Genomic DNA, 6714 nt, shown 5'->3' on the forward strand with positions numbered 1-6714 from the left:
AGCAGATCATCGCCGAACTGGTTGATCAGTTGGATGGTGAGATGACCATGAACCAGCACCAGGGCACCGACATCACCGTGACGTTCCCCTGTCCTTTCGAATCGCCATGCTGACCAGTGACGCTCCCATCCTGATCGTGGACGATGACAATCTCGTTCGTCTCGGGATCAGGATGACTTTGGAAGATGCGGGTTTCCGGAACCTTCAGGTCGCTAAAACCGGGCCGACAGCTATCAAGATGGCGTCACGGCACCGTCCCGCGGTCGTCCTGATGGATGTCCGCCTGGGGAGCGGCATGGACGGCGTCGAGGCCGCAATGAGGATTTGTAAGGAATATTCCTGCAAGATCATCTTTCTGACTGGATCGAACGAAATCGCGACCCGCCTTCGGATCGAGGCAACAGAGCCAGCCGGCGTGCTGATCAAGCCGATCCTACCCCAGCACCTGATTGAAGCACTACAGTCCTTACACGAACCCTGATGAAATTCGGTCCCTGATCCCGCTGATGCTCTAAGAGGTCTGGTAAAAGCGAACTGCACAGCGTGATACCCAGTGATGGAATAGATTGCCGTCCCCATCTGTAGATCCATGTAGATGAACCTCATGAAGGTGCCCCATGCGTACCCGTGTGCTGATGCTCGGGATCGCGTTTGTGCTCCTGACGGCCATACCGATCCAGGCTGACCCGGCGGCTTCCTATGCTGCTGACCGCCCTCAATTCTCGACTGAAACGCGACAGCAGTACCAATCCGCTATGCGAGCGATTGGTGGCCTGATCGTTCATGCCAGCACGCTCTCATCAATTACTCAGGATCAAACGCCTGCCGTACGCTGGCCGTCGCCGCAGCCCTGGTGGGCGGATGAAATAATTCACAGGAGGTGAGTTATGCGACTACTGTTCGCCATTGCTGCCGCCACACTGGTTCTCCTGACTGCTCAACCGGCGGCGGCTCATCGTGACCGCAGTTGGAACTGGCACCATGGCGGCCAGTCTCATTATCTTAGGGATCTCCAGCGGGGATGTGACTGGGGTGACCGGTGGGCCTGCGTTCAAATGGGCAGGATCATCGGCCAGCGACGCGAAGCTCGACGGCAATACTGGTACCGCAACACCATGCCGAGATACGGATGGTACGGACCGGGATGGTATCCGCCGCCTCCAGGCTTCTATTTCAGGTTTGAAGCACGCTGATCAGAAATCTAGACAAGGCAGCATCTTCGCTGATCGTCGGCAGGACACCAACAGGAAAGCCGCCGTGGGCCATAAATGCTAGACAGCATGATTGTCGCCATGGAAGCGGCTCCGACCCTCGGGAGCATCCTTGGAACGACGCCACCCGGTGGCGTTTCCGCCATCCCAAAATCGGTGTGCCTCGTATTCCAAAGTTAAACGAGAGACTACTCTCCTGGTAGAGGTGTAAACCAAGGTATAAGTGTTGCACTTTCTTTTCGCTGGTGCGACCATCCTCTTACCGCCAGTTGCTGAACTGCATGATCGTTTCGCCTGAGACGAATGGAAGCGAACACGTCTCGGCAAGGTGACGGGAACGCTGCACAGGGAGGCAGCAAGATGATCCCGAATGAAGTAGTGGCCGCATGGATCGTGGCCGCAGTCACCGGAGCCGCTGCGTTAGGAGGGCTCTCACTGCTCGATGGTCGCTCGGCAGCGAGCGGTATGGAAGCTGAGCCCCTGCCGTTCTATTACGCCAGCATGACCACTGGTCAACGGCCTCCTCCTCTCGACAGGACCTGGAGATCCCGCTTGGAAGCTACCGGCAGCCTGCCGGCTCGCCCGACGGCGACTCTAGCGGACCGGGACGATGACGTGCATGAGATGGAGCGGGAGCATGGGAGCGACAACCCGCTCGTCGGCTCCTTCGCGACCATTGACGTCCTCGCCGATTTGGCGGGACCGTAAAATCGGATGCATTCCCGTTGTCTGGATAGCTCCTGACAACGTCAGCTTGCTGCGGCACATCATACTCCCAGGCGGAGAGGAGTGCTTCAGCCTGACTGAACCTTCCGGCCGACGGTACTTTGATCTGCAACACTGAACCTTCGCGGGTGGAGACACCTCCCAGGGTTTGATCAGCGGACTGGTGTCCAGCGACGCCCGACCGCATAAACATCGTACTGAGCGTACGGCGACATAGCCTTGCTTGGTCTGCGACACGGAATAAGCCAATGATCGATTTCTCCATTCCCATGGCGGCATCCCTAGAAGGTGGTGAACAATCATCTGCCGACTCGGCAGATCTTGAAGTCATCTATCTTATTGGCGACTGCCCAATCCGGCTTCGCTGCCGCGATGTCGGGCCGCTGCGGAGAGATGCCAAAGCCCTCCTGGTGGTCTTGACTATGGAAGAGGCGGTTTGGGCCAGCAGGATCGCTGACGTTATCGATGCCTGGGAAATCGCCCGGCAAAGCCATGATCCGTACTGGATCACAGAGGTCGCCAAGCAGATTAGACGGCTCGCCCGTACCAGCAACGGGTTGATGATGTTCATGCCCGGCGTGGCAGACGACGAGAGATTGGCGGGGCTTGCATAAGACGGCCGCTTTCTCGTCGCAAACCTGTCTTAACACGCTCGTTTCCGAGTCAGAGCAATCACGAGGCCATCATGCGAGAAACGGTCCTCTTCCTCTCCCTGGCCTTCATCCACTCCAGCGGTACGGCGTTGGGTCAAGAGAAGGCGACGCCTCAGCAGGTCGTTCAGAAGGTCCAGCAAGCTGCCGGATATCTCGAAAAACACGGCAAGACCGGCCTTGCGACCTTCAAGGAACGGCGATCCGATTACGTATGGGCCAACACCTATGTCTTCGTGATCGACTGCCAGCAGAAGAAGGTTGCGGCAAACCCCCTGTTCGGCTTCGAGGACATGCCCTTGTCCAAGCTCAGGGATCCGACCGGCAAAGTGATCGGCCCGATGTTCTGCCCCGTCGGCTCAACCAAGGGCTACTGGGTTCAGTATCACTGGCCCAAGGCTGGCCAGAAGGAGCCTGCCCGGAAACTGACCTATATCGAACCCGTCCCGAATACACCGTTCACGGTTGGGGCAGGGATCTATGATGACCAACTGACCATCACGGACGTCGAGGCGGTAAGCGGGGAATGAGGCGGACCCACTGGTCTCCTCGACTCTCTGGAGCGGGGTAAGGCTCCCCCAGCCGCAAGGACTGAAGTCTCCGTTCGGCTCAAGTTGAAGACGGCATCCGTGGGCTGCCGGGCTTCTCATTCGACTACTCGGTATTCACTGGCGTCGCGTTCCCAGACGACCAGTACACCATCTTCGGGGCTCTGGATGTTCCACGAGGCAAAGGTTCCCTGGGAACGGTATTCCCGGAACTGGACCTTCTTGAATCGTAGCTGCCGCAGGATCGGCCACATCATCTCGGTGAAGCCCCGCTGGTACCCGACAGAGCCGAACATGCCGCCGACGAATTCGATGATCGTGTGGTCAGTTTCAGAGGTCGAAACCGCGACATTGTGCTTGGCCACCTTCTGCTGCACTGCCGGCCCGTAGTCGTTCCGTAATGTAGGGAAGAAGTGTTTCTGTCCCGCGATCACCTCATGGCGGAATTCCAGGACACGCCGCCGCTGGTCCGGCGTCAGGTCGAGAGCCGCTGCTTGCTGGATGAGCACGGGCCACTGATTGATCACGGCCAGTGCCTCTCCAATGGTCTCCAAGTCCCTGCTGTAGTGGAAAGGATCGAACGCGGTCAGGCGTTCAAACTCCTGATCGACCTGGACCATGAAGGCGGCAGTTTCCTGATTGGAAGGCTTAGACTGGATCAAAATGATAGCTGATTGTTCCGTAAAGCTCCCTAGTGCAATAGGCTTCCCAGTTTCCTCGGCGGCATGCAGCATGCTGAGCATTACGCCGAAGAGAAGTGAAAGGACGATTAGGATCAATACGGCGGAATCGGGCCGTCTCGGCTTCATCTTGAACAAGTGCCAAGCGTGAAGATTATGGCTCATCACTGAAGTTCTGTCGTAGATGCCTGGGATGAAGTGATCCCGACGGTTCTCACTTGATGCTTATTGGGGAAGAAACTAATCCGACTGTCGCCGCCGATCTCTCTGATCTAATAAGACGCCATCCCGAAAGCTACGCAATGCACAGGCCCGCAGGGCTAGGCCATCGCCATGCTGGTTTACAAAGATGCCGCAATCTCGCAGACAACAGGCTTGTGGATCGTTTGTCGCGGCAAAACTAGACGTCGGCCAATGAGGCATAGGGATGCTCATCCAGTTCCTTCCGCAATCATCACGAAAGGTATCAGGGCCAGCCGGGCCAATGTCGGCCCGGTGATCCTCCTCAGCATCCAATTGCTATGCCGAAGCTGAGAGCCCGACTCACTCGGCGGCGATGGCCCGTTGATACGATGCGTTGATTATCGCCACCTCCTCAATGTCGGATATCAGCCGCTTGAGCTTGTCGGCGGCTTCCCAGAGCGGGTTCTCGGCGTTGCGGACGCTGAGCTTGACCGTGATGGGTTAGCCGTCCTCGTCGGTCATCCCGAAAGTAACAGTGGCGACTCCCTGCTTGTCATTGATCTAGGCACTGACCGGGTAAGCGATCATGGCATTCCCTGAAGACGCGGTGCTGACCGTGGCTCGCACCGGGGTTCCCGGTTAGAGCAGGCGGTCGAGTTCCTGGCGGGCGGCCGGTGTCAGCCGGAGCCGTGAGGCCAGATAATCCATGTAGGCCCGCTCGGCGTCGGTATCGACCCGGATCGCGGTGTTGGAGGCGAGATAGACCTCAGCCGCCGTGTCGGGGGCCTGGGCTTCCCGGATGATGGCCTCGACCGGCGTCGGGTTGCTCGGTTCGTACTCGACGAGGCGGCGTTCCTCCGGTCCGGCCCCGGCCTGATCGAGCCGGTCCATGATGGCCTGCCGCTCCTCACAGGAGACATCGCCGTCGGCGTAGGCCCCCGCGACCATGGCCCGGATGAGCAGCAGGGCCTTGTTGTTCTCGATGGCGGCGGGGCGGCCGGTCCCCGCAGGCTGCTGGCAAGGCGGTCCCCGAAGCCCGGCGACGGGGGCGAGGGCTACCGCCGGCCGGGCAACTGGTCTGCGACCGCGAAGCCGGCCTTGGTCAGGCTGACCCAGCAGTATTCCGCTGTCGGAAGATCGGTCGTCGGATTCCAGATGGCGAGGCCCCTAGCCCGGAGGCAGTCGAGCGTCTCACCCCGGCAATCGCCATACCGGCAGGCATCGTTCGCCAGCCTCCGCAGCAGGTGCTGCTCGTCGTAGCTGAATTCGGGAGGCTCGTAGCACCATCCCTCGGGGCTCCAAACCAGCGTCCCGGCGTCGAAGTCGCGGTCCCGCAGCGGCACGCAGTCGCTTAGTTGACCCGCCGGTAGATCACGGATCAGGTCCATGTGGGCGATCATGTACTTCTGGTCTAGCCGCTCGACTTCGACTTCGGCCTCGCCGGTGTAGCTCTTGCCGCGATACATCGCGGTCACCGTGACCTTGATCAGGGCTGTCATGATCAACTCTCCCGCCTCGGTGGCATCAGGGAAGCTACCACGATGGGGTGGTCCTTAAAAACCATCCCGCTGCCGATCAGCCGGCGAGACGGGCCGCCAGGGTGTCGTAGCCTTCGAGCTTATCCAGCCTGCCAACCGCGGTCATCGCCCGACGGCTCGATCCGCTCGGCCACGGACCTGCTTGGAGTCCCGCTCGCCGCTCGCCGCCGCCGAACCGGGCCGGCTCCTGGTATAGGTCGGAGGACGCCGCCACGCTGCCCGAACTGGCTCTCGGCCAGCACCGCCGCCTCATCGATGTTGCCAAGCACCGACAGGATCATGCGGGAGGCCCGGTAGTTGCCCGCCATGTAGGTCATGATGGTATCGAGAAGGATCGCCCGGATCATCTCGGCCGGCTCCAGGATTGGGCGACCCAGGGCCTGATCGGACCAGAAGACTTCCGAGGCGGCGTAGTAGGCGACACTCTCGGGTTCGCGTCGTAGCGGGAGATTTCCTGGAGCACGATACCGCCTTCCCGCTCGATCTCCTCGGCCGGGAAGCCGAATTGAGCACGATGTCGCTGACGATCTCCTGGTCAATGTCCTGGTCTTCAGATGATTGTCAGCGGGCTGCAACCTTTAACGATATCAAGGCTGCTTGTGAGCGTGGACTGGCTGCATCGCTGTAAGCTGCCGCTTCAGGTCCAGGATCGCGGCTTCCGCCGCCCTCGTGGCTCTACCCTTGCCGGCAGCTTCACCAATACCGACTACGGCTCGACCGCCATCCCGCATGACGCTGCTGACATCGACGATGTCGAGGCAGATCAGCCCTTTGATCATCAGCAGATCCGTGATCGAACGGATTGCGAGGCAGGTCCGCTGCTGGACGGCACTGGGATCGCTGGTGTCGAAGTTCCTGGTTTTCTGGCAAACATTGGTGCAGAGATGGCAGAGCTTCATGTTTCACCTCATGGGACGTCCTCATCAGCTTGCCATGAATTGACCGGCTGGCAAATGCGTCCATTGAAGCCTCAGCCACTTCGGATGAATCGTTCGCCGCAGGGCCTTGGAGGAGCCGCCAGAGACGGTGTTGACGAACACGCCGGTCATGGAGCGGCAACAAGACAAATGATCAATGAGCCGCCCGCGACTTGCCGATTGGAGGAACCCCCAATACGATGAGCCGTATCCGACATGTCCTCCCCACGTAGCGCCGGAGGCGACCGAACCATAGCCTCC

10 protein-coding genes are annotated in these 6714 nt (G+C 59.7%); 4 read left to right on the top strand and 6 right to left on the bottom strand.

The window, feature by feature from the left end:
• The first annotated feature begins 136 nt into the window (after nt 1-136).
• From AC5JJ6_RS34965 to AC5JJ6_RS34980, 4 genes are all read left to right on the top strand, one after another.
• Complete coding sequence (locus AC5JJ6_RS34965) at nt 137-481, top strand: response regulator (RefSeq protein WP_496046453.1); 345 nt, start codon at nt 137-139, stop codon at nt 479-481.
• Nucleotides 482-1763: 1282 nt separating this feature from the next.
• Nucleotides 1764-1919 carry a hypothetical protein gene (locus AC5JJ6_RS34970; protein ID WP_496046454.1) on the top strand — a complete coding sequence of 52 codons (156 nt, stop codon included), beginning with the start codon at nt 1764-1766 and terminating at the stop codon, nt 1917-1919.
• 266 nt (nt 1920-2185) lie between these two features.
• Complete coding sequence (locus AC5JJ6_RS34975) at nt 2186-2551, top strand: hypothetical protein (RefSeq protein WP_496046455.1); 366 nt, start codon at nt 2186-2188, stop codon at nt 2549-2551.
• 71 nt (nt 2552-2622) lie between these two features.
• A complete protein-coding gene (locus tag AC5JJ6_RS34980; protein ID WP_496046456.1) occupies nt 2623-3117 on the top strand; it encodes a cache domain-containing protein in 495 nt (164 codons plus the stop codon).
• A 116-nt stretch (nt 3118-3233) separates the two neighbouring features.
• On the opposite strand, the gene AC5JJ6_RS34985 is transcribed toward AC5JJ6_RS34980, so the two are convergent.
• The 6 genes from AC5JJ6_RS34985 to AC5JJ6_RS35010 form a co-directional block, all read right to left on the bottom strand.
• Nucleotides 3234-3980: a hypothetical protein gene (locus AC5JJ6_RS34985; protein WP_496046457.1), complete on the bottom strand. Its 747-nt coding sequence runs from the start codon at nt 3978-3980 to the stop codon at nt 3234-3236.
• Nucleotides 3981-4637: 657 nt separating this feature from the next.
• Entirely contained in the window at nt 4638-5153 is a 516-nt protein-coding gene (locus AC5JJ6_RS34990; protein ID WP_496046462.1) for a tellurite resistance TerB family protein, read from the bottom strand.
• A complete protein-coding gene (locus AC5JJ6_RS34995; RefSeq protein ID WP_496046458.1) occupies nt 5054-5497 on the bottom strand; it encodes a hypothetical protein in 444 nt (147 codons plus the stop codon). The genes AC5JJ6_RS34990 and AC5JJ6_RS34995 overlap by 100 nt, the downstream gene beginning before the upstream one ends.
• 119 nt (nt 5498-5616) lie before the next feature.
• Nucleotides 5617-5883 carry a hypothetical protein gene (locus AC5JJ6_RS35000; protein ID WP_496046459.1) on the bottom strand — a complete coding sequence of 89 codons (267 nt, stop codon included), beginning with the start codon at nt 5881-5883 and terminating at the stop codon, nt 5617-5619.
• A gap of 240 nt (nt 5884-6123) precedes the next feature.
• Nucleotides 6124-6435: a hypothetical protein gene (locus AC5JJ6_RS35005; RefSeq protein WP_496046460.1), complete on the bottom strand. Its 312-nt coding sequence runs from the start codon at nt 6433-6435 to the stop codon at nt 6124-6126.
• A gap of 24 nt (nt 6436-6459) precedes the next feature.
• Nucleotides 6460-6714, bottom strand: a 255-nt coding sequence (locus tag AC5JJ6_RS35010; RefSeq protein ID WP_496046461.1) for a hypothetical protein, incomplete at its 5' end; no start/stop codon positions are given.

Source organism: Skermanella sp., from assembly GCF_059503625.1.